Annotated in this window: 31 protein-coding genes; 23 read left to right on the forward strand and 8 right to left on the reverse strand. The window is 73.1% G+C overall.

The features are described from left to right. Positions 1-273 precede the first annotated feature (273 nt). Positions 274-1,269 (forward strand): hypothetical protein, encoded by a 996-nt coding sequence (locus AB0C87_RS30925; protein ID WP_360580761.1) that lies wholly within the window; start codon positions 274-276, stop codon positions 1,267-1,269. A gap of 126 nt (positions 1,270-1,395) precedes the next feature. Further along, positions 1,396-2,415, forward strand: a complete 1,020-nt coding sequence (locus tag AB0C87_RS30930) for an aminotransferase class V-fold PLP-dependent enzyme (RefSeq protein ID WP_345173420.1) — start codon at positions 1,396-1,398, stop codon at positions 2,413-2,415. Between the two features lie 24 nt (positions 2,416-2,439). Here the strand turns inward: AB0C87_RS30930 and AB0C87_RS30935 are convergent, their stop codons facing one another. From AB0C87_RS30935 to AB0C87_RS30955, 5 genes are all read right to left on the reverse strand, one after another. Further along, positions 2,440-2,919 (reverse strand): hypothetical protein, encoded by a 480-nt coding sequence (locus AB0C87_RS30935; protein WP_353833949.1) that lies wholly within the window; start codon positions 2,917-2,919, stop codon positions 2,440-2,442. Beyond that, positions 2,916-3,416 carry a hypothetical protein gene (locus tag AB0C87_RS30940; RefSeq protein WP_345173423.1) on the reverse strand — a complete coding sequence of 167 codons (501 nt, stop codon included), beginning with the start codon at positions 3,414-3,416 and terminating at the stop codon, positions 2,916-2,918. Before AB0C87_RS30940 ends, AB0C87_RS30935 begins: the two co-directional genes overlap by 4 nt. After that, complete coding sequence (locus tag AB0C87_RS30945) at positions 3,406-4,065, reverse strand: hypothetical protein (protein ID WP_345173425.1); 660 nt, start codon at positions 4,063-4,065, stop codon at positions 3,406-3,408. The genes AB0C87_RS30940 and AB0C87_RS30945 overlap by 11 nt, the downstream gene beginning before the upstream one ends. A 210-nt stretch (positions 4,066-4,275) precedes the next feature. Then, positions 4,276-5,883 (reverse strand): peptide chain release factor 3, encoded by a 1,608-nt coding sequence (locus AB0C87_RS30950; protein ID WP_345173426.1) that lies wholly within the window; start codon positions 5,881-5,883, stop codon positions 4,276-4,278. 106 nt (positions 5,884-5,989) lie between these two features. Then, positions 5,990-6,628 carry a TetR family transcriptional regulator gene (locus AB0C87_RS30955; RefSeq protein WP_345173428.1) on the reverse strand — a complete coding sequence of 213 codons (639 nt, stop codon included), beginning with the start codon at positions 6,626-6,628 and terminating at the stop codon, positions 5,990-5,992. A gap of 109 nt (positions 6,629-6,737) precedes the next feature. Between AB0C87_RS30955 and AB0C87_RS30960 the strand changes: the two genes are divergently transcribed. Next, entirely contained in the window at positions 6,738-7,742 is a 1,005-nt protein-coding gene (locus tag AB0C87_RS30960) for an oxygenase MpaB family protein (protein ID WP_345173430.1), read from the forward strand. Positions 7,743-7,857: 115 nt separating this feature from the next. Continuing rightward, positions 7,858-10,008: an acyl-CoA dehydrogenase gene (locus AB0C87_RS30965; protein WP_360580764.1), complete on the forward strand. Its 2,151-nt coding sequence runs from the start codon at positions 7,858-7,860 to the stop codon at positions 10,006-10,008. 44 nt (positions 10,009-10,052) lie between these two features. Here AB0C87_RS30965 and AB0C87_RS30970 read toward each other — a convergent pair whose 3' ends face one another. The 3 genes from AB0C87_RS30970 to AB0C87_RS30980 are packed head-to-tail and all read right to left on the reverse strand — an operon-like array spanning position 10,053 to position 12,290. Then, the gene (locus tag AB0C87_RS30970) at positions 10,053-11,090 is read right to left on the reverse strand and encodes an aldo/keto reductase (RefSeq protein ID WP_345173433.1); all 1,038 of its coding nucleotides are present in this window, start codon (positions 11,088-11,090) and stop codon (positions 10,053-10,055) included. A gap of 56 nt (positions 11,091-11,146) precedes the next feature. Continuing rightward, positions 11,147-11,959 (reverse strand): hydrogenase nickel incorporation protein HypB, encoded by an 813-nt coding sequence (gene hypB, locus AB0C87_RS30975; protein ID WP_360580766.1) that lies wholly within the window; start codon positions 11,957-11,959, stop codon positions 11,147-11,149. Further along, a complete protein-coding gene (locus AB0C87_RS30980) occupies positions 11,952-12,290 on the reverse strand; it encodes a hydrogenase maturation nickel metallochaperone HypA (RefSeq protein WP_345173436.1) in 339 nt (112 codons plus the stop codon). The genes hypB and AB0C87_RS30980 overlap by 8 nt, the downstream gene beginning before the upstream one ends. Positions 12,291-12,469: 179 nt before the next feature. On the opposite strand from AB0C87_RS30980, the gene AB0C87_RS30985 reads away from it, so the two are divergent. The 19 genes from AB0C87_RS30985 (at position 12,470) to AB0C87_RS31075 (ending at position 26,864) form a co-directional block, all read left to right on the forward strand. Beyond that, positions 12,470-13,519: a hydrogenase expression protein HypE gene (locus tag AB0C87_RS30985; protein WP_353833944.1), complete on the forward strand. Its 1,050-nt coding sequence runs from the start codon at positions 12,470-12,472 to the stop codon at positions 13,517-13,519. A 133-nt stretch (positions 13,520-13,652) separates the two neighbouring features. Then, positions 13,653-15,461: a nickel-dependent hydrogenase large subunit gene (locus AB0C87_RS30990; protein WP_345173439.1), complete on the forward strand. Its 1,809-nt coding sequence runs from the start codon at positions 13,653-13,655 to the stop codon at positions 15,459-15,461. Next, positions 15,461-15,946 carry a hypothetical protein gene (locus tag AB0C87_RS30995; protein WP_345173441.1) on the forward strand — a complete coding sequence of 162 codons (486 nt, stop codon included), beginning with the start codon at positions 15,461-15,463 and terminating at the stop codon, positions 15,944-15,946. The genes AB0C87_RS30990 and AB0C87_RS30995 overlap by 1 nt, the downstream gene beginning before the upstream one ends. Further along, positions 15,943-16,599 (forward strand): DUF5947 family protein, encoded by a 657-nt coding sequence (locus AB0C87_RS31000; protein ID WP_360580768.1) that lies wholly within the window; start codon positions 15,943-15,945, stop codon positions 16,597-16,599. The genes AB0C87_RS30995 and AB0C87_RS31000 overlap by 4 nt, the downstream gene beginning before the upstream one ends. Next, entirely contained in the window at positions 16,596-16,799 is a 204-nt protein-coding gene (locus tag AB0C87_RS31005; RefSeq protein ID WP_345173444.1) for a hypothetical protein, read from the forward strand. The genes AB0C87_RS31000 and AB0C87_RS31005 overlap by 4 nt, the downstream gene beginning before the upstream one ends. Positions 16,800-16,851: 52 nt before the next feature. Further along, positions 16,852-17,526, forward strand: coding sequence for a DUF6084 family protein (locus AB0C87_RS31010; protein WP_353834673.1), 675 nt, complete (start codon positions 16,852-16,854; stop codon positions 17,524-17,526). Next, the gene (locus tag AB0C87_RS31015; protein ID WP_360580770.1) at positions 17,514-18,506 is read left to right on the forward strand and encodes a hypothetical protein; all 993 of its coding nucleotides are present in this window, start codon (positions 17,514-17,516) and stop codon (positions 18,504-18,506) included. The genes AB0C87_RS31010 and AB0C87_RS31015 overlap by 13 nt, the downstream gene beginning before the upstream one ends. Beyond that, positions 18,503-19,279, forward strand: coding sequence for a hydrogenase maturation protease (locus tag AB0C87_RS31020; RefSeq protein WP_345173448.1), 777 nt, complete (start codon positions 18,503-18,505; stop codon positions 19,277-19,279). The genes AB0C87_RS31015 and AB0C87_RS31020 overlap by 4 nt, the downstream gene beginning before the upstream one ends. Continuing rightward, the gene (locus tag AB0C87_RS31025) at positions 19,276-19,407 is read left to right on the forward strand and encodes a hypothetical protein (protein ID WP_345173450.1); all 132 of its coding nucleotides are present in this window, start codon (positions 19,276-19,278) and stop codon (positions 19,405-19,407) included. Before AB0C87_RS31020 ends, AB0C87_RS31025 begins: the two co-directional genes overlap by 4 nt. A gap of 23 nt (positions 19,408-19,430) precedes the next feature. Beyond that, on the forward strand, positions 19,431-19,937 hold the full coding sequence (locus AB0C87_RS31030) for a DUF892 family protein (protein ID WP_345173452.1): 507 nt from the start codon (positions 19,431-19,433) through the stop codon (positions 19,935-19,937). Next, positions 19,934-20,530 carry an SIS domain-containing protein gene (locus AB0C87_RS31035; protein ID WP_360580772.1) on the forward strand — a complete coding sequence of 199 codons (597 nt, stop codon included), beginning with the start codon at positions 19,934-19,936 and terminating at the stop codon, positions 20,528-20,530. Before AB0C87_RS31030 ends, AB0C87_RS31035 begins: the two co-directional genes overlap by 4 nt. Next, positions 20,527-20,733: a HypC/HybG/HupF family hydrogenase formation chaperone gene (locus AB0C87_RS31040; protein ID WP_345173455.1), complete on the forward strand. Its 207-nt coding sequence runs from the start codon at positions 20,527-20,529 to the stop codon at positions 20,731-20,733. Before AB0C87_RS31035 ends, AB0C87_RS31040 begins: the two co-directional genes overlap by 4 nt. A gap of 5 nt (positions 20,734-20,738) precedes the next feature. Continuing rightward, a complete protein-coding gene (locus tag AB0C87_RS31045; protein ID WP_360580792.1) occupies positions 20,739-21,377 on the forward strand; it encodes an SIS domain-containing protein in 639 nt (212 codons plus the stop codon). After that, on the forward strand, positions 21,377-21,646 hold the full coding sequence (locus tag AB0C87_RS31050; RefSeq protein ID WP_185032181.1) for a HypC/HybG/HupF family hydrogenase formation chaperone: 270 nt from the start codon (positions 21,377-21,379) through the stop codon (positions 21,644-21,646). Before AB0C87_RS31045 ends, AB0C87_RS31050 begins: the two co-directional genes overlap by 1 nt. After that, positions 21,646-22,806 carry a hydrogenase formation protein HypD gene (gene hypD, locus AB0C87_RS31055; RefSeq protein ID WP_345173458.1) on the forward strand — a complete coding sequence of 387 codons (1,161 nt, stop codon included), beginning with the start codon at positions 21,646-21,648 and terminating at the stop codon, positions 22,804-22,806. Before AB0C87_RS31050 ends, hypD begins: the two co-directional genes overlap by 1 nt. Beyond that, the gene (gene hypE / locus AB0C87_RS31060; RefSeq protein ID WP_360348639.1) at positions 22,803-23,870 is read left to right on the forward strand and encodes a hydrogenase expression/formation protein HypE; all 1,068 of its coding nucleotides are present in this window, start codon (positions 22,803-22,805) and stop codon (positions 23,868-23,870) included. The genes hypD and hypE overlap by 4 nt, the downstream gene beginning before the upstream one ends. A 623-nt stretch (positions 23,871-24,493) precedes the next feature. After that, a complete protein-coding gene (locus AB0C87_RS31065; RefSeq protein ID WP_360580775.1) occupies positions 24,494-25,498 on the forward strand; it encodes a sulfotransferase in 1,005 nt (334 codons plus the stop codon). 464 nt (positions 25,499-25,962) lie between these two features. After that, on the forward strand, positions 25,963-26,220 hold the full coding sequence (locus tag AB0C87_RS31070) for an acyl carrier protein (RefSeq protein WP_345173620.1): 258 nt from the start codon (positions 25,963-25,965) through the stop codon (positions 26,218-26,220). Between the two features lie 50 nt (positions 26,221-26,270). Continuing rightward, entirely contained in the window at positions 26,271-26,864 is a 594-nt protein-coding gene (locus AB0C87_RS31075; RefSeq protein ID WP_345173463.1) for an SGNH/GDSL hydrolase family protein, read from the forward strand. The last annotated feature ends 33 nt before the right edge of the window (positions 26,865-26,897 follow it).

A 26,897-nucleotide genomic window follows, 5' to 3' on the forward strand; every position in this document is an offset into this window, starting at 1 on the left:
GGCACCCTCGTGTGAACGAGGGTGCCGCCGTTCGCGTTCACGCCCTCGCCAAGCCCGCGACCGACCGTGTGATCTGCGTCTTTTCTTCGCCGACCGCACTGCGCCCGCCGCTCTTGCCCACACTGTCTTCACTGTTCCGGCCATCCGCCGGGACATGTCCGGATTCTGCGGAATCCCGGCGTGTCCTGGCTCGAACGGCCAGAACACGCCGTGGTCCCAGGGATCACAGCCAACTCCGCCCTAGGGGCGGAGGCAGTCTCAAAGGAGAGACCCGTGTACGGCGTTGTCGTACTCATCGAATTGCTGATCCAACAAATCGGCTGGGCCTTCAACACCCTGGCCGACCCATTGGCGAGCGGGCTGGTCACGGGTGTGACCGGTGCCCTCGTGATCTGGGGCGGCACGGTCTGGCTCACCAGGAAGGCCCTTCCGTTCCGGTCGCTCACGCCGTACGACCGAGTGGTCGTCGGTCGCCTCGCGTTCGGCCTCGCAGTGATCAACGTGGGCTACCCCTACGGCTCCCAGCTGGTGGGCATGGGGGCGATCATCACGATGTCCGCTCTGGGGCCGCTCTGCTCCAACGGCCGCGTACTGTGGACGATCTTCCGGCATCCGGCGGAGGCGCCGGCCGGCGTTCTTCGGGGCGCCGTCTGGAGCGTCGTGTTCCGCGTGGCCGCGTTCGCGGGAGTCGTGGTGGTCAACGAGCCCTGGAACGGGTTCGAGCACTCTCCCTGGGAGACGGGGATCGGGATCGTCTGCGGACTTCTCGGTGCCTGGAGTTTCTGGAACTACCTCCACTGCCTGTACGACGAGGAGCACTATCCGAAGGCCGTGGACCGGCTGAGGATCCTGGCGGTGGCGGATCTCGTCGCGATTCCCCTCACCGCCCTCGCGGTGTGGGGGGCGAGCCTCGGCCTCGGCGGAGGGTTCTCGGAGCTGTCGTCGGGGAAGGTGCTCCTGCTGGGCACCGGCGCCGGCATCCTGTCCTTCGCGGTGCCGACGTTCATCGGTGCCTGGGTGAGCGGCAAGGTCTCGCTGCACGTGTCGAGCCTGCTCTACCTGCTCGACAGTCCGATGGGGTGCTTGATCGGCTTCGTCGGTGCCGCTCTCGGGGTCCTGGGCGCGGTGCAGGCCCCCGGACCTCTGGTCTGGGTCGGGATGGGCGTGGTCTTCCTCGCTGCGCTCGCCGCCGCCAGGCGCCCGATCCCGAAGGTGCAGTGGTCGAAGGACGAGCACTGCTTCATCTCGCCGAAGGGCGCTCCCGCCTGACGGTCGCATCGGCCGGGCGGGCCGCGGCATGTGCCGCGGCCTGTCCGGAGCAGTCACCACGAGTGGGGAGGGGCGGCCGCCCCTCCCTACACTCGTCCGCGCGCGGCACGCTCTAGGCTCACCAGCGTGAAACTGGACGAAGCGGTACGAATGTGGGACCCGGAGCCGGGCTGGCTGAACACCGCGAGCTACGGCATACCGCCGGAGCCGGCGTTCGAGGCGCTGCAGGGCGCGCTGGCCGAGTGGCGCCGCGGGGCCAACGGCTGGGACAGGTGGGACCGGTCCACCGGTCGCGCGCGCGGCGCGTTCGCGCGCCTGGTCGGCGTCGCGGCCGAGGACGTGGCCGTGGGCGCCTCCGCCTCGCAGGTGCTGGCCCCGGTCGCCGCCTCGCTTCCGCCGGGCTCGCGCGTCCTCGTCCCCGACATCGAGCAGACGTCGAACCTGTTCCCCTGGCTCGTGCAGGATCTCGACGTGCGGACGGTGCCGCCCGCCGAGCTGCCCGGCGCGATCGACGAGCGCACGGACGCGGTCGCCTTCAGCCTGGTCCAGTCCGCGACGGGCGAGGTCGCCGCCGTCGACGAGGTCGTCGCGGCGGCGCGGGCGCACGGCGCGCTCGTCGTCGGCGACGCCACCCAGGCGGTCGGCTGGCTCCCGGTCGACGCGACGCCCTTCGACGTCCTCGCCGTCTCGGCGTACAAGTGGCTGATGTGCCCGCGCGGCACCGCCTTCTGCTACGTGAGCCCGGCCGTGCGCGACCGCATACGGCCGCTCGCCGCCAACTGGTACGCCGGTGACGGCGACGCCTCCTACGGCCCGCCGCTGCGGCTGGCGAAGGACGCCCGCCGGTTCGACATCGCGGCTCCGTGGTTCTCCTACGTCGCGGCCGCCCCCACGCTGGAGCTGCTCCTGGAGATCGGCATCGGGCAGATCCACGAGCATGACGTGCGGATGGCCGACCGGTTCCGGGCCGGCCTCGGCATGCCGGCGGGTGACAGCGCGATCGTCAGCGTCGCCCGGCCGGGCGCGGCTGAACGGCTCGCGGCGGCCGGTATCCGGGCATCCGTCCGCAAGGGCGCGGCGCGCCTGGCCTTCCACCTCTACACGACCGAGGCCGACGTCGACGCCGCCATCGCTGCCCTGGCCTGAGCCAGGCCCCGCACGAGCGCGGTCTCATCGGCGGGGCGGGACGTTCTGGTCGCGCACGGACGCTCGGCTTCTGCCCATTCCGGCGGGCGGACGCAGCCGGCGCGCTTCGAGTGCCAGGAAGGCGGAGAGGACGACGACGACGCCGGACTCCAGGCCGAGCGCGAGCATGACGGTCGTCCGGTAGCCGTATTCGTGGAACCCGAACAGCGCGCTCTGCTCACTGATCAGAAGACCGATGAGGGTTCCGAGCGAGAAGACGATCGCTCCGAGCGCCACGGGCGCGTGGGGGGCGCGACCGACGACCGGCACGGAGGACAGGCCGGGCAGGGACCTCAGCGGGGCGGCCAGGGCGAGCGCCAGCACCACCGCGCCGACGAAGTTGAGCAGGAACAGCACGCCGATGATCGGGATGACGCGGTAGTGGTCCGCGAGGTACTCGTAGAGATGGACCGCGCCGATGCCGAACAGCAGCAGGACGCCCAGATAGCGCAGCACATTGCTCATGGCGATGCGCTCGTTCCGCTCTCGACCTGTTGGCCCTGGGGTGAGACGGCGTACCATTCGGCGCCGAACTGGGTGAGGGCCTCGCCGCGGGTGTCGCCGCGTCCGGTGTCGGCCTGGTAGTAGTACAGCGGGTGGCCCCCGTAGACGATCTGCGGGGGGCCGTCGGAGCGGCTGATCGTGGCGATCTGGGACCGCTGGGCGCTTCCGGCCGTGGTCGGGGCGCCCTCGGTGGTCACCGGAGGCCAGATGCTCGCGCAGGCTCCCGAGCAGGTCGACTGGTTCGGCGGGTCGGCGACGAACAGGTACAGCGTTCGTCCCTTCTCGTTCACCAGGATCTGCCCGAGGTGCGGCGCCTCCGCCGTGCTGATCTGCGTCCGGCCGGGATTCTGCGAGTTGGTCGCGGTCGCGCACCCGGCGAGCGCCGACGCCGCGAGGGAGGCGGCGACGAGCCTGCCGCCGAACAGGGCCGTCCGGGGACGGCCCGTCTCAGTAGCCACCACCGCCGCCGCCCGACGGCTGCTTCGTCACCGCAGAACCGGACGGGGACAGCACGTACCACTTGGCGCCGAACTGGTTGAGCCCCTGTCCCTTGGCGCTGCCGCTCGCGGTGCCGTCGGGCGCGTAGTAGTAAAGAGGGTGCCCGCTGTAGGTGACCTCGGTCGTGCCGTCGCTCCGCTTGGTGGTGCCCAGCTTCGCCGCGTCCGCTCCCGAACCGGCCTGAGGCTTCCCGCTGGTCGTGACGGGCGGCCACACCGCGGCGCATGATCCGGAGCAGGACGACGTGGTCCCCGTGTCCTTCTGGAACAGGTACACCGTCCGGGACTGGCCGTCGACCACGATCTGCCCCAGCTGGCCCACGGTCGCCGTCTTGATCGTGCCGCCGGGCGCCCCGCCGGCGCCGCCGGTGGGGGTGGCCGAGGTCGGGGGCGCGGTCGTCGGGGAGGACGGGGGCGACGTCGTCGGTGGCGAGGTCGGGGGCGACGTCGTCGGTTGGGACGAGGTGCTCGACCCGCCGCCGCATCCGGCGACGGCGGACGCGACCACGGCGGCCGCGCCGACGGCCAGCGGCGCGATCCGTGCCCGGCGGCGGCGCCGGACGACGGCCGGATCGGATGAACGGCCGCCGGCCGGATAGTGATCGAACATGCGTGGCCTCCCCTCGGAGCGCGGTACCGGACGGCCGGTACCTTCCTCCGCGCCGCATACCCGCCCCGGAAGGGGGGCGAACTGCCCCATCACGGCCATGAACTGGTCTTTTCCGCTGCTGAACGACCGTTGGCGTGCCCATGGCGGCAGGGGAGCCCGGGGCCGGGGAAGTTGGGACTCGGCTGCCGGGGCGTTAGGCGGCGCCGGGGGTCAGTCCGGGACGCCCGCGGCGAGCATGGGGGTGAGGGTGAGGTCGGGGTGTTCGCGTTCGATCGCGCGCACCCGCCACTTGTCGACGAAGACCGCGATGTACGAGCCGTCGAGGCTGCGGGTGAGCACCTCGACGCCGCGGCGCCCGTCGAGCGTCTCGGCGGACTCCTTGTCGGTGATGCGGGCGGTCGTGTAGTCGAGGCGGGACAGCTCGACCGGGGCGCCGAACTCGTCGGCCATCCGCGCGGTGAACACCTCGAACTGGAGGGGGCCGACCGCGGCAAGGACGGGGGCCTGGTCGCCGCGCAGGTCGCTGCGCAGCACCTGCACGACGCCCTCGCCGTCGAGCTGGTCGATGCCGCGGCGGAACTGCTTGGCCCGGCTGTTGTCCTTGACCCGCGCCACCATGAAGTGCTCGGGCGCGAACGCCGGGATCGGCGGGAACGTCACGGGGGTCTTGGTGTACAGGGTGTCGCCGACGGTCAGGCCGGACGCGTTGGGCAGACCGATCACGTCTCCCGGGTAGGCGGCGTCCAGGGTGGAGCGGTCGCGGCCGAAGACGGTCTGGGCGTACTTGGTCGCCAGCGGGCGCCCGGTCGGGGCGTGGGTGAGGGTCGCGCCGCGCTCGAAGCGGCCCGAGCAGACGCGGATGAAGGCCAGCCGGTCGCGGTGCGCCCGGTCCATGCCCGCCTGCACCTTGAACACCTGCCCGGAGAACGGCGCCGTCACCGGGCGCGCGCGGCCCGCGGCGTCGGTGCGCGCGGACGGCGCGGGCGCCAGCCGGCGCACGGTGTCGAGCAGCGCGCCGACGCCGAAGTTGGGCAGCGCGGCGCCGAACAGGACGGGGGTGCTGGAGCCGGCGGCGAAGGCGTCCATGTCGAGGACGGCGCCGATCTCCTCCAGCAGCGCCAGCTCCTCGTTCGCGGTCACCCAGGCCTGGCCCTCCTCGGCGGCGGCCCGGTCGGCCGGGACGCGCTCGGCGGCCGCGCGGGTGGCGCCGCCGGGGGTGCGGCGGAACCGGGTGTAGGAGCCGTCGGCGCGGTCGATCAGGCCGCGGAAGTCACCGGCGATGCCGACCGGCCAGTTCAGCGGCGCCGGGTGCAGGCCGATGCGCTGCTCGACCTCGTCCAGCAGCTCCAGCGGCTCGCGGCCCGGCCGGTCCCACTTGTTGACGAACGTGATGACGGGGATGCCGCGGTGCCGGCAGACGTCGAACAGCTTGAGCGTCTGCGCCTCCAGGCCCTTGGCCGAGTCGAGCAGCATGATCGCCCCGTCGACGGCGGCCAGCACCCGGTAGGTGTCCTCGGAGAAGTCCGCGTGGCCGGGGGTGTCGAGGAGGTTCAGCAGGGCGTCCCCGAACTCGAACCGCAGCACCGAGGAGGTGATGGAGATGCCGCGGGAGCGCTCCATGTCCATCCAGTCCGAGCGGACGCCGCGCCGCCCGGCCTTGCCGTGCACCGCGCCGGCCTGCTCGATCGCCTGCGCGTGCAGGGCGAGCGCCTCGGTGAGCGTGGACTTGCCGGCGTCCGGGTGACTGATCACCGCGAACGTCCGGCGCCGCGCCGCCTCCGCCGCAACGTCCTCCGCAGTGCCGATTCCGGCGCTCACCGCGCTCCCCTCTCCGCCGACCGTCCCCCATACTCTAGGGTCGATTTCCCCCTGGAAGAGATGCGCGAGGCGCCGACCGTTCCGGACCGGCTCCGCCCCGGTGCCGCTAACCGGCGGGGAGGTGGGGGGCGGTCGCGGCGTGCAGGGCCAGGGAGAGCTCGACGGCGCTGTCGACCACGGCGTCGAGATCGTCGCCCAGGCGTCCGTCGGCCCACTGCCGGGCCAGCTCGGTCATCGCGCCGGTGAACATCGTCGCGGCGACGACGACGGGGAGCGGCGGGCTCTCGGCGCGGCTCATCGCGAGGACGCCCTCCAGCAGGGCGGTCTGCGCGGCGCGGCGGCGCTCGGCCAGGAACTCGTTGCCGCGCGCCTCGGCGAACAGGACACGGCCCCGGCGGGGGTCGTCGCTGATGAAGCTCAGCACCCCGCGGATGCCGGCGCGCGTGCGGACGTCGGGGCGGGGGCCCGCCCCGTCCAGGGCGCGGGCGAGGACCTCGCCGAGGGCGGCGGCCTCCCGGTCGTAGACGGCGGCGAGCAGTTCGCCGGTGTCGGCGAAGTTCTCGTAGAAGTAGCGCGTGTGGAGCTCGGCCTCGCGGCACACGGCGCGGACGGTGAGGGCGGCCTCGCCCTCCTCGCCGAACAGCCGGAACGCGGCCCGCAGGAGCATGGCGCGCCGCTCGTCGCGGCGCCGGCCCGCGGGGACGCCGGCCCACCGCGTGGACGCGGCCGTGCGCGTGCTCGCCATGCCGGCCACCCTACCCCGCCGGGCCGGAGCGGCCCCCGAAGTCTGGACACGCGTGTACCCAGACACTTACTCTGGATACACCTGTCACCAGACTGGCCGGGAGTGCGGCATGCCATCGAGGAACACCATCATCGCGGCGCGGTTCGAGCGGGCCTTCGACGCCGAGATCCGCTCCAGGTTCTTCCGCGGGCTGGAGTTCGCCGGACCGGAGGGCGACCCCGGCTGGTTCGGGCCCGGCAGCGCGGTCTGGTACGTCCACTCGCACCTGCCGACCCTGCTGCTCGGGCTGGTCGGGGCGGCCTACATCGAGGGCCTGGACCCGAGCATCAGCTGGATGGCCTACGACCACTCCCGCATCCCCGAGCGCGTCGACGGCGTCCCGACCGGCGGCATCGACCCCGAGGGCGCGGCCGTGCGGCTCGGGCACTCCCTCTCGTTCTTCATCGGGACGGCCTACGGCTCCACCGCGACGGCCGAGCGCCTCGCCCGGACCGTCCGCGCCATGCACCACACGGTGAAGGGCACCCGCCCGGACGGGCTGGCCTACGACGCCGACGACCCCGACTGGCTGCGCTGGAACTACGCGACCGTGGTGTGGGGGCTGGCGACCGCGCACGAGCGCTACCACCGCCGCCCGCTCAAGGGTGACGACCTGGAGCGCTACTACCGCGAGTTCGTCCGCGTCGGCGAGGCCCTCGGCGGGACGGACCTGCCCGCCACCAAGGCGGACGTCGCCGAGTGCCTGGAGTCCTACCTGCCGCGCCTCGCGATCACTCCGATCAAGGCGTTCGGGACCGGGCCCAACCTGCGCGGCAGCAAGACGAGGCCGTGGGAGCCCGGCAGCCCGTTCATGGACTGGGCGGCCCGCGACATGCTGCCGGAATGGGCGCGCAAGCTCGCCCTCTACCAGCCGCCCAACCCGGTGACGCTACGGCTGCGCAGGACGACGCTCTGGGTCGTCCTCAACGCGCTGCACGACGCCACCGGGCCACTGCCGGAGTTCCGCCAGGCGCAGGCCCGCGTCGCGGCGGGCGTGTCGGCGCCGGTCGCCTCCACCGCGCCGGACGCGCCCGACCCGGTGCTGTCCCGCGCGGAGGTGGAGGCCACCGCCTGACCCCGGTTCTCCGGGCGCGGTGTGCGGGACACCGTCGATCGGGTCTCCCCCTCGCCCCGGAGGGTAACCGAATGCCATTCTGGTGTTCTGGCCGGGACGGAAGCTTGGAGGGGCCATGGCGATCGCCATCAGCGACGAACACCGCGAGCTGGCACGGACGGCGCGCTCGTTCCTGCGCGACCAGGAGGCGCGGGCGGCGAACCGCGCGCTGCTGGACGCCGAGAAGGAGCCCCTGCCCGCCTTCTGGGGGGAGTTCGCCGCGCTGGGGCTGCTCGGCCTGCACCTTCCCGAGGAGCACGGCGGCGGGGGAGCGGGCCTGCCGGAGCTGGTCGTGGTCGCCGAGGAGCTCGGCCGCGCCGCCGCGCCCGGCCCGATGCTGCCGACGATGATCGCGTCCGCCGTGCTCGCCGCGTCGGGGGACGGGGAGCAGCGGGCCCGGCTCCTGCCCGGCCTCGCGTCCGGCGCGACCCCGGCGGCCCTCGGGCTGGACGGCGCGCTCACCGTGACCGGCGGCGCCGCCACCGGGGACGCGGGCGTCGTGCTGGGCGGCGGCCTCGCGGAACTGCTCGTCCTGCCCGCCGGCGACGACATGGTCGTCGTGCGGGCGGGCGCGCCGGGCGTCGCGGTCGAGGTGCCCGGCAACCTGGACCCGTCCCGCCGCTCCGCCCGCGTGCGGCTGGACGGCGCCGCCGTGGAGGTCCTCGCCGGGGCCCGCGCGCACGCGACCGCCGTCGCCCGGACGCTGATGTCCGCGGAGGCGGTCGGCGGCGCGCTGGAATGCGTCGACACCGCCACCGCGTACGCCAAGGTGCGGCAGCAGTTCGGGCGGCCGATCGCGACGTTCCAGGCCGTCAAGCACCACTGCGCGAACATGCTCGTCGCCGCGGAGCTCGCCACCGCCGCGGTGTGGGACGCGGCGCGGGCCGCGTCCGGCCCGTCCGACCAGTTCGAGCTGGCCGCGGCCGTGGCGGCGGCGCTCGCCCTGCCCGCCTTCACCTCCAACGCGGGCCTGAACATCCAGGTGCACGGCGGCATCGGCTTCACCTGGGAGCACGACGCGCACCTGCTGCTGCGCCGCGCCGCGACGCTGGAGGCCGTCGCCGGCCCGCACGCCGCGGAGCGGGACGTGACCCGGCTGCGGGCGGCCGGGGTCGTCCGGGAGGCGAGCCTCGACCTGCCGCCCGAGGCCGAGGCGCGCCGCGCGGAGATCCGCGGGCTGGCCCGGGAGATCGCCGCGCTGCCCCCGGCCGAGCAGCGCGAGAGGCTCATCGAGACCGGCTACGTCCAGCCGCACTGGCCGCGCCCCTGGGGCGTGGAGGCGAGCGCCGGGCTGCAACTGGTCATCGAGGACGAGTTCCGCGCCGCGGGCGTGAAGCGCCCCCAGCTCGGCATCACCGGCTGGGTGATCCTCACGCTCGTCCAGCACGGCACCCAGGACCAGATCGACCGGTGGGTGCGTCCGGCGCTCACCGGCGAGGAGGTCTGGTGCCAGCTGTTCAGCGAGCCCGAAGCCGGGTCGGACGCGGCGGCGGTCAGGACCCGCGCCGTCAGGGTGGACGGCGGCTGGCTCGTCAACGGCCAGAAGGTGTGGACGAGCGGCGCCCAGTACTGCCGCTGGGGCTTCGCCACCGTCCGCACCGACCCCGACGCGCCGAAGCACTCCGGCGTCACGATGGTCGTCGTCGACATGCACCACCCCGGCGTGGAGGTCCGGCCGCTGCGCCAGACGACCGGCACCTCCGACTTCAACGAGGTGTTCTTCTCCGACGTCTTCGTCCCCGACGCCGACGTCGTCGGTGAACCGAACAAGGGCTGGACCGTCGCCCGCGCCACCCTCGGCAACGAGCGGGTCAGCATCGGCGGCGGCGTCGGCGGCCCGCCGGGACCCGACGTGTTCCGGCTCTACGCCGAGCGCGGCGACCGCGTCCCGGCCGCGGCCGAGCGCGTCGGCGCGTACGCCGCCGAGGAGCAGGCCCTGCGCCTGCTCAACCTGCGGTCCGCCGAGCGCGCGGTCGCGGGCGGGGAGCCGGGTCCCGAGGGCAACATCACCAAGCTCGTCCTCGCCGAGCACGGCCACGCCACCGCCGCCCTCCTCGCCGAGTTCGCCGGGCCCGAGACCGCGTTCACCGAGGGCCTCGGCCAGTTCGCGGGCCTGATGCGCCTCGGGTCCCGCGGCATGTCCATCGCGGGCGGCACCTCCGAGATCACCCGCAACCAGATCGCCGAGCGCATCCTCGGCCTGCCCCGCGACCCGCTGATCCGCTAGGACGGCCGGGCCCCGGCACGGCGGCGCCGGGGCCGTGGCCTTCGTCAGGACCGGCGGCGGTGCCCCGCGTCCAGGGACGGGTTGCCGGTCAGGTGCCTGATGCCGGCCATGTCGGTGCCGGGCGGGACGACCTCGTCGATGGCGTCGAGGGTGGCGGCGTCGAGCCGGACCTCGGCGGCGGCGAGCAGGTCCTCCAGCTGGTCCATCGTCTTCGGCCCGATGATGGTCGAGGTGATGGCGGGGTGCTCGGCGACGAAGCCGAGCGCCAGGTGGGTCAGCGAGAGGCCCGCCTGCTCGGCGATCTTGGTGAGGCGCTCCACGGCGTCGTAGCGGGCCGACACGCTGGGGTCGGTGTCGATGGTGCGGCCCCGCCACGCCGGGTTGTCCGACGGCGCGAAGCGGGCGCCCTCGGGGGCCTGCTCGCCGCGCCGGTACTTGCCGGTGAGCCAGCCGCCGGCGAGCGGGCTCCACGGGATCACGCCCATGCCGTGGCGCCGCGCCGCGGGCAGCATGGACTCCTCGATCGACCGGGCGAAGATCGAGTACTGGGGCTGCTCGCAGACGAACCGGACGCCGCCCCGGCGCTCGGCGGCCCACTGCGCCTCGACGATCCAGTCGGCGGGGAAGGACGACGACCCGACGTAGAGGACCTTGCCCTGGCGGACGAGGTCGGTCAGCGCGTCGAGGGTCTCCTCGAGGTCGGTCTCCCAGTCGCGGCGGTGCATCTGGTACAGGTCGATGCGGTCGGTGCCGAGGCGGCGCAGGCTGTCCTCCACGGCGCGGACGATGTAGCGCCGCGACCCGCCCCGCGCGTTGCGCTCGTCGCCGAGCGGGAAGAAGAACTTCGACGCCAGGACGACGTCGTCCCGGCGGCCCTTGAGGGCCTTCCCGACGATCTCCTCGCTCTCGCCGGCCGAGTACATGTCGGCGGTGTCGATGAAGTTGATCCCGGCGTCCAGGGCCCGGTGGACGATGCGCTCGGACTCGCCGTGGTCGGGGTTGCCGACCGCGCCGAACATCATCGCGCCGAGGGTCTGGGTGCTGACCTCGACGCCGGTACGGCCGAGCTTGCGGTACTGCATGCGTGCTCCTCGTCAGTCGCTCGCGCAGAACGCTAGGTGCTGGAGCGCGCTCCAGGTCAAGGCCCGGCCGTCGCCTCGGCGAGCCAGTCGTACCAGGCGTCCAGGCCGTCGCCGCGGGTCGCCGAGACGGGCAGCACGCGCAGCCCGGGGCACAGCCGGCGCGCCGCGGCCCGGCAGGCGTCCACGTCGAAGTCGACGTGCGGCAGCAGGTCGGTCTTGTTGAGCAGCAGGACGTCCGCGCCGCGGAACATGTGCGGGTACTTCAGCGGCTTGTCGTCGCCCTCGGTGACGGACATGAGCACGACGCGGGCCCGCTCGCCGAGGTCGAACAGCGCCGGGCAGACGAGGTTGCCGACGTTCTCCACGAACACCGTGGAGCCGTCCGGCGGCGCCAGCGCGGCCAGCGCCCCGGCCACCATCGCGGCGTCCAGGTGGCAGCCGGCGCCCGTGTTGACCTGGACGGTCCGGGCCCCGGCCGCGGCGAGCCGCCGGGCGTCCAGCAGCGTCTCCTGGTCGCCCTCGATCACCGAGATCGGCCGGTCCGGGCTCAGGTCGGCGACGGTGCGCTCCAGCAGCGTCGTCTTCCCCGAACCGGGGGAGCTCATCACGTTGAGCGCCGCGATGCCGCGTTCGGCCAGCCACGCCCGGTTCCGGCCGGCCAGGTCGTCGTTGCGGGCCAGCACCTTCTGGCCCAGCGTCATGACGTGCCCGTCCTCATGCCCGTGCCCGTGTCCGTGCCCGTACCCGGGGACGGGGACGGGATCGTGGACGTGGATGTGCCCGGCGGGGTGGCCGGGGCCGTCCCCGGGGGCCGTCAGGGTCGTCAGGCGCGCGGCGTCCCCGCCGTCGCAGCCGCAGGTCTCACACATCGTCGGCGACCTCCACCGCCTTGATCGTCAGGTCGGCGCCGCCGCTGATCACCACGTCGGCGCTGCCGCACGGGCACAGCGCGAGCGGGTCGCGCGCGGGGAACGAGGCCCCGCAGGCGGCGCACTCGCCGACGCCCTCCGGCTCGGTGATGTCGAGCCGCGCGCCCTCGACGCACGTCCCCTCGCCGGCCAGTTCGAAGCAGAAGCGCACCGCGTCCGGCATGACTCCGGAAAGTCTCCCTATTTCGAGGTGCACCACCACCACCCGCGAATCGGGCAATTGGGTAGAAATTGCCGCGATGACGCTCTCCGTCACGGCCAATTCGTGCACGCGCCCTCCCGGCCCGCTTCCATTGTCCCAGCGCCGTTCTGCTGCCCGGATCTTCCCAGCTCAAACGGTGTGTTTACCGAATCGGGGAAATGGCTTGAGGGGCTTTTCGGGCGGTGTTTCGCGCTGTTCCCGCAGGGCAACCGCATGGTGTTGGCCGCAGTCGGTCGAGGGGGGAAGCGATGACGAGCGTCGCTCCGGCGCAACCGCTGACGGACGAGATCCACATTCTGTGGACGTCCGAGGGAATGAGCTGCGACGGGGACACGGTCTCGGTGACCGCGGCCTCGCTGCCGAGCATCGAGGACGTCGTCCTCGGCGCGATACCGGGCCTGCCGAAGGTCCACCTGCACAACAAGGTGCTCGCCTACGAGAACGGCGACGAGTTCATGGAGGCGTTCCGGCAGGCCGCGCGCGGCGAGCTGGCGCCCTTCGTCCTCGTCGTCGAGGGTTCGATCCCCAACGAGAACATCAACGGGGACGGCTACTGGACGTCGATGGGCAACGACCCGGAGACCGGCGACCCGATCACGGTGAACGAGTGGATCGACCGGCTCGCGCCGAAGGCGTGGGCGGTCGTGGCGATCGGCACGTGCGCGACCTACGGCGGCATCCACGCCATGGCGGGCAACCCGACGGGCTGCATGGGCCTCGCCGACTACCTCGGCTGGGACTTCCGCTCCGCGGGCGGGCTGCCGATCGTGAACGTGCCGGGCTGCCCCGTGCAGCCGGACAACTTCATGGAGACGCTGCTCTGGGTGCTGCACCAGGCCGCCGGGCAGGCGCCGGTCATCCCGCTGGACGACAAGCTGCGCCCGACGTGGCTGTTCGGCAAGACCGTCCACGAGGGATGCGACCGCGCCGCCTACTACGAGCAGGCCGACTTCGCGCGCGACTACAACTCGCCGAAGTGCCAGGTGAAGATCGGGTGCTGGGGCCCGGTCGTGAACTGCAACGTCACCAAGCGCGGCTGGATGGACGGCGTCGGCGGCTGCCCCAACGTGGGCGGCATCTGCATCGGCTGCACGATGCCCGGCTTCCCGGACAAGTTCATGCCGTTCATGGACGAGCCGCCGGGGGCGAGCCTCTCCACGACGCTGCTGCGGTCCTACGGGCCGTTCATCCGGAAGATGCGGTCGATCACCAACAAGGGCGCCAACCGGGAGCCGAAGTGGCGCCACAACCGGGAGAGGCTGACCAGCGGCTACCAGCCCCGCTGGCCGCACCAGTGAGCGGCGGCCGCGCCGGTGGGGTCCCCACCGGCGCGGCACGGCCTGACCGGCGAGGACACGAACGCAGGACGGCCGCGCCGACGGACGGCGGCGGGCGAGGGAACAGGGGCGAGTTCATGGAGCGGGGCGAGTCATGAAGCAGGGGACGCAGACGCGCGGCGAACGGGCCGCCACGCAGGCGGGGCTCGTCGAGGTGGCGTTCGACCCGATCACCCGGATCGTCGGCAACCTCGGCATCTACACCAAGATCGACTTTGCGAACGGGCAGGTGGCCGAGTGCCGGAGCACCTCGTCCATCTTCCGCGGCTACAGCGTGTTCATGAAGGGGAAGGACCCGCGCGACGCGCACTTCATCACCAGCCGGATCTGCGGCATCTGCGGCGACAACCACGCGACCTGCTCGGTCTACGCCCAGAACATGGCGTACGGGATCAAACCGCCGCCGCTCGCCGACTGGATCATCAACCTCGGCGAGGCCGCCGAGTTCATGTTCGACCACACGCTGTTCCAGGACAACCTGGTCTTCGTCGACTTCTGCGAGCGGATGGTCGCGGAGACGAACCCGAGCCTGCTGGCCACGGCGAAGAACACCGAGGCGCCGCGCGGCTCCGTCCACGGGTTCCGCACGATCGCCGACATCATGACGGCGTTCAACCCGTTCGAGGGCTCGGTCTACAAGGAGGCCCTCCAGCTCAGCCGCATCACCCGCGAGATGATCTGCCTGATGGAGGGGCGCCACGTCCACCCGTCGACCCTGTACCCGGGCGGAGTGGGGACGGTCGCGACGCCGCAGGTGTTCACCGACTACCTCGTCCGGCTGACGCGCTGCCTCGACTTCATCAAGCGGGCCGTCGCGATGAACGACGACATCTTCGACTTCTTCCTGGAGGCGCTGCCCGGCTACGACCAGGTGGGCCGGCGGCGGACGCTGCTCGGCTGCTGGGGCGCCTTCCAGAACCCGGACGTCGTCGACTACGACTACCGGCACATGTCCGAGTGGGGGCGGGCCGCCTACGTCACCCCGGGCGTCGTCGTGGACGGGCAGCTCGTCACGACGGACCTGGTCGAGATCAACCTCGGCATGCGGATCCTGCTCGGCAGCTCCTACTACGACGACTGGGCCAACGAGGAGACCTTCGTCAAGGAGGACCCGCTCGGCAACCCGATCGACCAGCGGCACCCGTGGAACCAGACGACGCTGCCGAACCCGCAGAAGCGCGACCTCAACGACGGTGGCAAGTACAGCTGGGTGATGAGCCCGCGCTGGCGCCACCCGGAGACCGGCGACCACCTCGCGCTCGACACCGGCGGCGGGCCGCTCGCCCGCCTGTGGTCGACCGCGCTGGCGGGGGAGGTGGACACCCCGTACGTCCGCTCCACCGGGCACAGCGTCCAGATCGACCTGCCGAAGACCCCCGGCATGCCGGAGGTCAACCTGGAGTGGACGCCGCCGCAGTACGCCAACACCATCGAGCGCGACCGGGCTCGCGTGTACTTCATCGCGTACGCGGCGGGGATGGCGCTGTACTTCGCCGAGAAGGCCCTCGACGAGGTCCGTTCCGGGCGCACGAAGGTGTTCACCGACTTCGACGTCCCGGACGAGGCGATCGGCTGCGGGTTCCACGAGGCGGTCCGCGGCGTGCTCTCGCACCACCTCGTCATCCGCGACGGCAAGATCGCCAACTACCACCCGTACCCGCCGACGCCGTGGAACGCCAGCCCGCGCGACTCCTACGGCACGCCCGGCCCGTACGAGGACGCCGTCCAGGGGCAGCCGATCTTCGAGGAGAACGGCCCGGACGACTTCAAGGGCATCGACATCATGCGGACCGTCCGCAGCTTCGACCCGTGCCTGCCCTGCGGCGTGCACATGTACGTCGGCAACGGCCGGACGATCGAGAAGCGGCACTCGCCGATGTTCGGCGCCCAGGAGGGCCACTGATGGGCTGGGACGACGAGCGCGTCCGCGAGCACGTCCAGCGCCTCGAAGGGCTGCTCGACGGGCTCGACCCCGGGGCGCACCAGGCCGTCCAGGCGCTGGTGGAGCTGTACGGGGAGGCCCTCGACCGGATCGTGCGGCGCTGCGCGGACGCCTCGGACCTGACCGGCGACGAGCTGGTCTGCCACCTGCTGGCCATGCACGGCCTGCACCCGGAGACGCCGGAGGCGCGGGTCCGGCGGGCCCTCGCCGCGCTGGAGGGGTTCCTGGCCAAGCACCGCACGTCCGTGGAGCTGACCGGGGTGGACGGGGACACGGTGCGGCTGAGGGCCGCGACCGAGGGGCGCGCCGCCGCGCCGCGCCCGGTGCTGGACGCCGTGGAGCGGGCGGCCCTCGCCGCGGCGCCGGAACTGGAGCGGGTCGAGATCGAGGCGCCCGCGCCGGAGAAGGTGCTGATCACCCTGGATCAGGTGCGGAGCCGCGCATGACGCAGCGGCTCTCCACGCCGAGGCTGGCGGCGCTGGCCTCGGCTCCGCCGCGCCCGGCGCCGCCGCCGGGCGAGGCCGTGGAGCGGTGCGAGCTGTGCGCCGAACCCGTGCACGGCGCGCACCGGCACCTGCTCGACCTGGAGAAGGGCGAGCTGATGTGCGCGTGCGGAGCGTGCACCGTCCTGTTCGACGGGCAGGCGGCGGGCGGGCGGCACTACCGGCTCGTCCCGGACCGGCGGCGCGAGCTGACCGGCTTCCACCTGGACGGCCCGCTGTGGGCGGGTCTCGGCGTCCCGGTCGACCTGGCCTTCTTCTCCGTCTCCGGGACGGGCGAGGTCACCGCCCGCTATCCGAGCCCGGCGGGGGCGCTGCACGCGGCCGTCCACGCCGGGAGCTGGCGGCGCCTGGTCGACGCCAACCCCGTCCTGGCGGAGCTGCGCCCGGACGTGGAGGCGCTGGTCGTGCACCGGGCGCGGGAGGCGGCCGAGCACTGGATCCTCCCGATCGACGACTGCTACCGGCTCACCGCCCTGCTGCGCGAGCACTGGACGGGCTTCAGCGGCGGCGGGGCGGTCTGGCAGCACCTCGGCGAGTTCTTCACGGAGTTGAGGGCGGCCCGGGCGGCCGCCGGGGAGAAGAGGGGAACACGATGATCAGAGTGGGGAAGCCCGACGTCAGTCCCGACAAGCCCTCGCACACGCGGGGCGTCCGCGAGGGCAACCGGACGGGCAACTACGACAAGCAGGTCGGGCACCTGCCCGACGGGACGTCCACCGCGGCCCGCTCGACGGGGATCAACCCGGAGACGCACGGCCCGATCCTCGACTCCATGCCGAATCTGTCACCGGCATGAGCGAGGCGGACCGGGGGGCGTGGGGGGCCGTCCCCCCGCAGGGAGACACAGCATGATGAGCGAGACACCGGAGCTCGGGCTCGACCTGCTCGGGATCGAGCCGGAGAGGTTCGCGGCGACGCCGACGCTGAGCCTGCGGATCGGGCTGCGGCGGCTGGACGGCGGGCCCGTCCAGTGCGTCCTGCTCACCACGACGGTGACGATCGCGGCGGCGCGCCGCGGCTACGACGACGCGGAGCGCGACCGGCTCGCCGGGGTGTTCGGCCCGCCGGAGATGTGGGACCGGTCGCTGCGCGGCCTGACCTGGGCGCGCGTCGGCGCCACCGTGCCGACGTTCCGGGGCGGGACGGAGGCGGCGCTGTCACTGCCGTGCGGGCACGACATGCAGGTCGCGGCCGACCGGTACCTGCACGCGCTCGGCGGCGGCGACGTCCCGCTCGACCTGGCCTTCAACGGCACGGTCTTCTACCCGGGCGAGGACGGCGCGCTGCGCACCGGGCAGATCCCGTGGCATCACGAGGCCACCGGCGACCTGCCCCTCCAGGTGTGGCGGGACCTGATGGGCCGCTACTACGGCACCGCCCGCTGGCTGCGGCTGGACGACGACTGCTTCGGCCGCCTGTCGGCGTACCGGGCCCGGCGCGCGCACTCCTCGTTCGACGACACGGTCGACGAGCTGCTGCGCCACGCCGAGAAGCGACGCGAGGAGGAAGAGTGGACCGCCTGAGGGCGATCGCGGACACCGTCCTCTACGAGGGGTACCTCCTCTGGCCGTACCGCCGGTCCGCCTTGAAGAACCGGCAGCGCTGGACGATCGGGGGCGTCTACCCGCGCGGCCATGCCGAGCGGAACGGCGACCGGTGGAGGGTTCACGCCGAGTTCCTCCTCGAAGCCGGCCCCGGCGCCGAGGTCGAGGTGACGCTGCGGTTCCTGCACGCGGTGCACCGCCAGGTGATGCACGGCGACACCCCCGTGGACGAGATCAGCACCGGGGACGAGATCCACACCACCTGGCAGGAGGCCCGCGAGCGCGAGCTCACCAGCGGCCCGATCGCGGTCGAGCGCCTCGTGCGCGCTCCCGTCCGGGTCCCCGTCGAGGTGGCCGCGGGCGCCGAGGAGGAGCCCGTGGACGGCAAGGCGCCGTGCGGAGGCGGCGGGGTGCGGTTCGTCCGCTCGTGGGAGCGGGTGGACGGGCGGGTCGAGGTCTCGGCCGTGCCCGCCGGGGACGGCGCGGTGCGGCTGCGCGTCGAGGTCGTCAACACCGGCGCCGCCGAGGAGCGCGAGGACGCCGTCCGCGCCGGGATGCTGTGCGCGCATGTCGTGGCGCGCACCGGCGGGGGCGCGTTCGCGTCCCTCACGGACCCGCCGGAGCGGCTCGCGGAGGCGGCCGCCGAGTGCGGCAGGGACGGGCTGTGGCCGGTCCTCGCGGGGGAGCCGGGAAGCCGCGACACCGTCCTCGCGGCGCCGATCGTCCTCTACGACTGGCCGCAGGTGGCGCCGGAGAGCCCCGGCGACCTGTTCGACGGGACGGAGATCGACCAGCTGCTGATCCTCAGCGTGCTCACCCTCACCGAGGAGGAGCGGCGGGAGGTGGCGGCGACCGACCCGAAGGCGCGGCGGATCCTGGAGCGGTGCGGCGCGCTGTCGTCCGGTGAGCTGCTCGCGCTGCACGGCACGCTGCGGGATCCGCGGAAGGACGTCTGGTGAGCGGGGAGAACGGCGACGCGGGCGGGCGAGAGGCGGCTCCGGGGAGCCGGGTCCGGCTGCGGCCCCGCGGGGGCGCGGACATCTTCGACCTGGCGCTCGTCGGCCGCACCGCCGTCGTCGAGCGCGTCGAGGAGGACATGGAGGGCGGGGTGCACCTGGTCGTCGCGCTGGACGACGACCCGGGCCGCGACCTCGGCCCCTACAACCAGCTCGGGCACCGCTTCTTCGTCCGGCCGGACGAGGTCGAGCCGCTGCCCGGGGAGGCGCCGTCCCGCACGGTCCTCGTCGCGGGGATCGGGAACGTCTTCCACGGCGACGACGGGTTCGGCGTGGAGGTCGTCCGGCTGCTGGCGACCCGATCGCTGCCGCCCGGCGTGGACGTCGTCGACTTCGGCATCCGCGGCATCGACCTGATGTACGCGCTCGGCGACGGCTACCGGGCCGCGATCCTGGTCGACGCGGCCGAGCGCGGCCACGCGCCCGGCACCGTGTCGCTCGTCGAGCCCGGCCCGGACGACTTCGGCGGCGTCGCCGTCGACGCGCACGGCCTCGACCCGGCGCAGGTGCTGCGGCTGGCCCGGGACAACGGTCCGGTCCCGCCGCGCATCCTGCTCGTCGCGTGCGAGCCGTCGGCGCGGACTACGGACGCCACCTGGGAGATGAGGCTCAGCGCGCCGGTCGGCGCGGCGGTCGAGGAGGCCGCCGCGCTGGTCGAGCGGCTGCTGGCGGAGGAATTCACAGGGGAACTCGCACAGGAGGGAGCGGGGGGATGAGGAAGCGAACGTGCGGCGGCGCGGTCGCCGTCCGGGTGATGCTCGGGCTGGTGGCGGTCGGCGCTGTCGTGATGGTCCTCAAGGAGCTGCCGGCGATGCGCCGGTACCTCAAAGCCGAGTCGATGTGATCGGGGACGCGGAGCGGACGCTCATGACGACGATCGAGCGGCGGCTCGTCGGCCACCTGAAGGACGCGCACGCGCTCCAGGAGCACGCCGAGGCCGCGCTCAGCGAGATGCTGACCGCGGCGGCGGACGAGCCGGAACTGTGCCGGCCGCTCGGCCACTACGCCGAGCGGTCGCGGGCGTACACCAGGGCGATCGAGGCGCGGCTGCACGCGCACGGGGCCTCGCCGAGCGTCGCGCGCGACGCCGGGACGCTGCTCGCGTCGGTGCTGGAGGGCGGCATCGGCCACGGCCACCGCGACCCGGTCAAGCACATGCGGGACGCCTACGTCGCCGTCCACCTGCAGATCGCGGCGGGCGAGACGCTGCGGCGGCTCGCCGACCGCGCCGGGGACCCCGCGACGGCGGGGATCGCGGCGGCGATGTGCGAGGACGCCCACGCGATCTCGCACGAGCTGTCGGACCGCTGGGACCTCGCGGTGGACATGTCGCTGCGCGCCCGGCAGGCCCCGCCCGCGGGGGACGGCCGGTGACCGCCGCCGTGGCGGAGGTGTTCGAGCGGCGCGCGGAGCCGGGCGCGGCGCTCGCCGAGGAGGCGGGCGCCATCGCCGCCGCCTGCCACGCGATGGCGGCCCGGTTCCACCGCGGGGGGCGCCTGCTCACCTTCGGGACCGGCGCCGCCGCCACCGACGCGCAGCACGTGGCGGTCGAGTTCGTGCACCCGGTGATCGTCGGCAAGCGGGCGCTGCCCGCGCTGTCGCTCACCGGGGACGTCGCGACGCTCACCGGCGTCTGCGCCGGGGCGGGCTTCGACGACGCGTTCGCCCACCAGGTCCGCTGCTTCGGCGGCCCGGACGACATCGCGTTCGGGATCTCGCCGGACGGCCGCTGCGGCAGCGTGCTGCGCGCCATGGAGTGCGCGCGGGACCGCGGCATGCTGGCGGTCGCGCTGGCGGGCGGGGACGGGGGAGCGCTCGCCGGCGCGGTCGACCACCTGGTCACCGTGCCGTCCGGCGACCCGCGCGTCGTGAAGGAGGTGCACGTCACCGCCTACCACGTGCTGTGGGAGCTGGTGCACGTGTTCCTGGAGCAGCCGGGCGTGCTCGGCCGGGAGGTGACGGCGTGACCGAATGCGCGGGCGACCACTGCGTGACCTGCGCGGACGAGGCCGTCCCGGTCGTCGTCGCGCGGCTCCTCGCCGACGGCCTCGCGGACGTGGACGTCGGCGGCGGCCGGATCGAACGGGTCAGCGTGGCGCTGGTGGACGCCGATGTCGGCGACACCGTGCTCGTCCACGCCAAGGAGGCGATCGGGGTCGTGACGACGTGACCGAGATGCTCTATCCCTTCCTGTACGCGGGCGGCTCGGGGCTGGACACCCTGCTGGAGGACGTGCGCCGCTCGACGCGGGAGAAGGTCGAGGACATCGTCCGGCTGCGCGAGGCCGTCCTGGAGCAGTACGCCGAGGACCTCGCGGCCTGCGCCGCGCGGATGGCGGGCGCGTTCCGCTCCGGCGGCCGGCTCTTCACGTTCGGCAACGGAGGCAGCTCGACGGACGCTCAGGACGTCGCCTCGCTGTTCCTCAATCCGGGCGGGTCCGCGCGGCCGCTGCCGGCGCTGGCGCTGACGACCGACGTCGCCGTGGTCACCGCGCTGTCCAACGATGTCGGGTTCGAGGTGGTGTTCGCGCGGCAGCTCGCCGCGTTCGGGCGTCCGGGCGACATCGCGCTGGCGCTGTCCACCAGCGGGAACTCCGACAACCTGATCGCCGCGCTGCGGGAGGCGGCGCGGCGCGGGATGACGGTGGTCGGGCTCGCCGGATACACCGGGGGGCAGATGGCGGAGACGCCCGGCCTGCACCACCTGTTCACCGTCCCGTCGTCGTCGGTGCACCGCGTCCAGGAGGCGCAGACGACGATCTACCACGCGCTCTGGGAACTGACGCAGCTCGAACTGGCGGGGGAGGCCTTCTGATGTGCCTGGCGATACCGGGCGAGATCGTGGAGATCATGCCGGACCGTCCGGTGGCGACGGTGGACGTGACCGGCGTCCGGCGGGCGGTGAACACCGCCCTGCTCGACGGGGAGCGGCTCGCCGCCGGCGACTGGGTGCTGATCCATGTCGGATTCGCCATGTCCAAGATCGACGAGGACGAGGCGAGGGCGACGCTGGCGCTGCTGGAGGGCCTCGGCGAGGCCTACGACGACGAGATCGACGCGCTGCGGGAATCGAGGATCGACTGATGCGCTTCGTCGACGAGTACCGGGACGCGGAGCGGGCGAGGGTCCTCGCGGCCTCGATCGCCTCGCTGTGCGAGCCCGGGCGGCACTACAAGTTCATGGAGGTGTGCGGCGGCCACACGCACACCATCTACAAGCACGGCCTGGAGGACTACCTGCCGGAGAGCATCTCGCTGGTCCACGGTCCGGGCTGCCCGGTGTGCGTGATCCCGATGGGGCGGGTGGACGACGCGATCCACATCGCGTCGCAGCCGGACGTCATCATGGCGTCGTTCGGGGACATGATGCGGGTGCCGGGCGGCCGGGGGTCGTTCCTGGACGCCAAGGCCGCCGGCGCGGACATCCGCATGGTGTACTCGCCGCTGGACGCGCTGAGGATCGCCGAGCGGAACCCGTCGCGGCGCGTGGTGTTCATGGGGATCGGGTTCGAGACGACCGCGCCGTCCACCGCCATGACGGTGCTGCGGGCGGCCGCGGCGGGGGTCGGGAACTTCTCGGTGTTCTGCAACCACGTGACGATCCTTCCGGCGATCAAGGCCATCCTCGACTCGCCGGACCTGCGCCTGGACGGCTTCCTCGGCCCGGGCCACGTGTCGACGGTGATCGGCTGCGGGCCCTACTCGTTCATCACCGGCGACTACGGGAAACCGCTGGTCGTCGCCGGGTTCGAGCCGCTGGACATCCTGCAGTCGGTGCACATGCTGCTGGCCCAGCTCGCCGAGGGCCGCTCGGAGGTCGAGAACCAGTACGGGCGGGTCGTCCCGTGGGACGGCAACCCCCGGGCGCTGGAGGCGATCTCCAGGGTCATGGAGCCGCGGCCGTACTTCGAGTGGCGCGGCCTCGGCTTCATCTCGCACTCCGCGCTCCGGATGAAGGAGGAGTACGCCGCCTTCGACGCCGAGCGCGTCTTCGAGATCCCCGGCGGGCGGGTCGCCGATCCGAAGGCGTGCCAGTGCGGCGAGGTGCTCAAGGGCGTCCTGAAACCGTGGGAGTGCAAGGTCTTCGGGACGGCCTGCACCCCGGAGACGCCGATCGGGACGTGCATGGTCTCGTCCGAGGGCGCCTGCGCCGCGTACTACAACTTCGGCCGCTTCACCCGCGAGCGGATCGGCAAGGCGGGCCGGGCGGGGGAGCCCGGCGGGGTCAGGGAGGCCGTGCGATGACCGTCCGCGAGGAGCAGGTCCTGGAACGCATCGAGCGCGCGCGGGGCCGCAGGGCGCGGCTCCGCGAGGACACGATCACGCTCGCGCACGGCTCCGGCGGCAAGGCCACCCACACGCTGGTCGAGGCGGTGTTCCGGGAGGCGTTCGCCAACCCGCTCCTGGACCGCATGGACGACTCGGCGCTCTTCAGGGTGAACGGCGCCGACCTCGCCTTCACCACGGACTGCCATGTCGTGTCGCCGCTGTTCTTCCCCGGCGGCGACATCGGCGACCTGGCCGTCAACGGGACGGTCAACGACCTCGCCGTCTGCGGCGCGAGGCCGCTGCACCTGTCGGCGGGGTTCATCCTCGAAGAGGGCTTCCCCGTCGCCGACCTGCGCCGCGTCACCGAGTCGATGCGGCGCGCGGCGGACGCGGCGGGCGTCGACATCGTCACCGGCGACACCAAGGTCGTGGAGCGCGGCAAGGCCGACGGCTGCTTCGTCACCACGGCGGGCGTCGGGGTCGTGCGGTCCCGGCTCGCGGGGGAGGTCCGCCCCGGGGACGCCGTGCTGGTGACGGGGCCGATCGGCGAGCACGGTGTCACGATCATGCTGGCGCGCGGCGAGCTGGAGCTGGAGGCCGACGTCGTCTCGGACACCGCGCCGCTGACCTGCCTGCTCGCGGACCTGGCCGACGCCTGCCCGGGGGGCCTGCGCCGGATGCGGGACGCGACCCGGGGCGGGGTCGCGACCGTCCTCAACGAGCTGGCGTCGGACGCCGGGACGGCCGTGGTGGTGGAGGAGGACGCGATCCCCGTCCGGCCCGCCGTCCGGGGCGCCTGCGAGCTGCTCGGGATCGACCCGATGTACGTCGCGTGCGAGGGCCGCGCCGTGGTCGTGGTCGCCCCCGAGTGCGAGCGGGACGCGCTGGCGGCGCTGCGGGCCCACCCGCTGGGCGAGGAGGCCGCCGTCATCGGCCGCGTGACCGACGACCCGTCCGGGCTCGTGCTGCTGAGGACGGCCTTCGGCGGCACCCGCATCGTCGACCTCCTGGTCGGGGACCCGCTGCCGCGCATCTGCTGACGCGCGGCGCTCCCGGCCGGCGACCAGCGGGCCGGGACCGCGTTCCGCGACGGCGGAGACGGGATCACGGCGGCGACCGCCAGGAACGGCGATCACGTGATCGCCGCGACCCCGGCCGTCCCCGAAGGACCCTTGGACCGTCTCGGGCCGCGACCGCTTTTCCGGCGGTCCTGGACGCCCCATCGCGACGCCGGAAACGTCGGCGGCGGAAAATGGCGGAGCGCGGGCGGACACGGGGCGTGAGCCACTCGGGAAGTGTCCGCACGCCGGCCATCGCATATCTCGCCGCTCAATGCGCGCCCACGGAATCCGCACATCGGGCATTACTCGGGAAGGGCAGGGGCGACCGGCGACGGTGACGCGGACGGCGTCCGCCCGGCGACACCGGCCGCCGCCGCATAGGCCCTTCTTCCACCACTTCGGACGCATCCGGCGGGCGGGTGAACGAGGAGGAACAGGGCGCCGTGCGGGGCCGGCACGCCTCCGGCGCCGGGGCGGGGAAGGCCGGCCCGGGCGGGCGCGAGGGGCCGACGGGGAACGTGAGACTCCTGCGACCTGCGGTTTTCAGGATCTGTTGAGGTTCGTTTGAGCTTCTTCGCGAGGGGGGCGGGTACTCGCGGGCCATGACAGGGGAGTCATGCCGACCCATCTTCGTGCTCGGGTGCCCGCGCTCGGGGACCACGCTGCTCCAGCAGATGCTGCACTCGCACCGGCGCATCGCGTTCCCCTCCGAGACACGGTTCGTGCATGTCTCCTACGACATCCGGCACCGGTTCGGGGACCTGGAACGGGCGGAGAACCGGCGCGCGCTGGCCGAATGGATCACCGGCGGGGAGGGCACCAAGTTCCGGGTGCTGCGGCTGGACGCCGCCGCCGTGGTCGAGGAGATCGTGCAGGGGCCGCCGACGCTCGGGTCGGCGATCGCCGCCGTGTTCCGCGCGTACGCGCGCCAGCACGGGAAGCCGCGCTGGGGGGACAAGCGGCCGAGCTATTTCCGCCGGGTGCCGATGCTGCGGCGGATGTTCCCCGACGCCCAGTTCATCCACCTCGTCCGGGACGGCCGCGACGCGGTGAGCTCCCTGGTGCGGATGCCGTGGTTCGACGGCGACATCCACACGGCCGCGCTGACGTGGCGGGAGGCGGTCGACATGGGCGCGCGCCTCCGGACCCGGCTCGGGCCGGAGACGTTCTACGAGTTCCGCTACGAGGACCTGGTCGCCGACCCCGAGGACGCCCTGACGAGGCTGTGCGCGTTCCTCGGCGAGGAGTACGACCCCGCCATGACGACGGCGTACCGGCACGCGCGGAGGACGGTGCCGACGACGCGCAAGTGGCATCTGGGCACGCACGAGGCCGTCAACGGCCGCCAGGTGGGCGCCTGGCGCCACCGGCTGGAGGCCTGCGACGCGGACCTCGTCCAGCACGTGCTCGCGTCCCGGCTGCGGATCCACGGCTACGCGATCACGGAGGGGACGCGTCCGGCGGCGGCGCCGCTCGTCAGATTCCACCGCCTCGCGGTGTACCGCTGGCGGGCGCGGCAGACGCAGACCCTCCGCGAGCGGCTCGCGGAGCGGCGCGAGCCCAACCCCGTGGTCTCGCGGCTGAACGGTCCGGTAAGCGTGTCCTGACAGACTGAGGGCGGGGACTGAAGGGACAGATGGCCCTTGCCTTCAGGTAAGGCACTCTCGGCCATGCCGCACGGGACCGGGTCGAAGGGTTGTCCGAAACTCTCCAGGAACATGCCCGGTTCGCGGCCCTCGCGGGGGCGCGCCCGGGCCGGCCCGGTGGGGGAACGGCGCAGGTGGCGTGCCGCCGGAAGTCGCGCGGGGGAGGACGTATCGGTGGGGCGCGCGGGGACGGCGTGCCGCGCCCGCGGGCGTTGGGCCCTTATCGGAAGTGGTTACTGGTAAGTAACTTGTTGCCGTTTTTACCGTACCACTGACTCGGTTTACAGGACGGAGACACCTCCGTGTCCGATCGTTCACATGCGGATCGAGACACGCCAACCATTTGGCTGTATCTTGCGTGTTGCTCGTCTTCCGTTACCAATCGCGATTGTTTCGATGATCCTCTGACATAAGGAGGAGTGGCGGTGTCCCGATCGGAAATAATTTCCCACGACGAGCTGCAATCGTGGCTTCTTGACAAGATCGCCTTCTACCTCGACAGGCCTGTGGAAAACATCGATCCCGGGGTCGAACTCGCCCGTTACGGGGTCGACTCGGTGTACGCGATCAGCATCATCAGCGACATCGAGGACCACCTGCAGGTGGAGGTCGACGTGGCCGAGGCGCGGCGCCGGGAGACCGTGGCCGACCTCACCGACTACCTGCTCGACCTCGTCGCGTGATGGCCGGCCGGCCCCCCGAGGTGGGCGGCGCCGGCGCCGCCGGGCCCGCCATGGTGGTGCTCGGCGACAGCGTGGCCGAGGGCCAGGACGATCCGGATCCAGCCGGCGGGTGGCTCGGCTGGGCCGGACGACTGGCCCTTCACCTGGGGATCCCCCGCGAGGAGATGCTCAACGCCTCCGACCCGGGCGCGACGGTCGAGGACGTGGTCCGCGACCAGCTGCCCGCCGTGCGCGGGCTGGCGCCGCGGCTGGTGGTGCTCGGCTGCGGCATGAACGACGCGCTGCGCGGCTTCGAGCGGGAGGCCGCGGCGCGCCGGCTGGCGGAGCTGTTCGGCTGGGCCCGCGGGCGCGGCGCGGTCGTCCTCGCCATCCCGGTGCCGCGGCCGCCGCTGCTGGACATCACCCCGATCTCGCAGTTCCGCAAGAAACGCACGGTCCAGCGAATTCACGACTTCAACGCCGAACTCGACCGGGTGTCGCGCGAGTTCGGAATGGTGTTCCCGGAACGGGAGACGGTGGCGACGGTCGCCGATCCCGCGATGTGGAGCGCCGACGGAATCCATCTGAATCCGGATGGGCACGCCTATGTCGCGAAAGTGATGGCGCAGATTGCGGCAAGCCTGCTCGGCGAGCGGGTGAAATGAGTTCCGGGGGCCGATCCGGCAGTCTGGGAGACT

The sequence above is a fragment of the Actinomadura sp. NPDC048021 genome (assembly GCF_040653135.1).
GTDB classification, from domain to species: domain Bacteria; phylum Actinomycetota; class Actinomycetes; order Streptosporangiales; family Streptosporangiaceae; genus Spirillospora; species Spirillospora verrucosospora.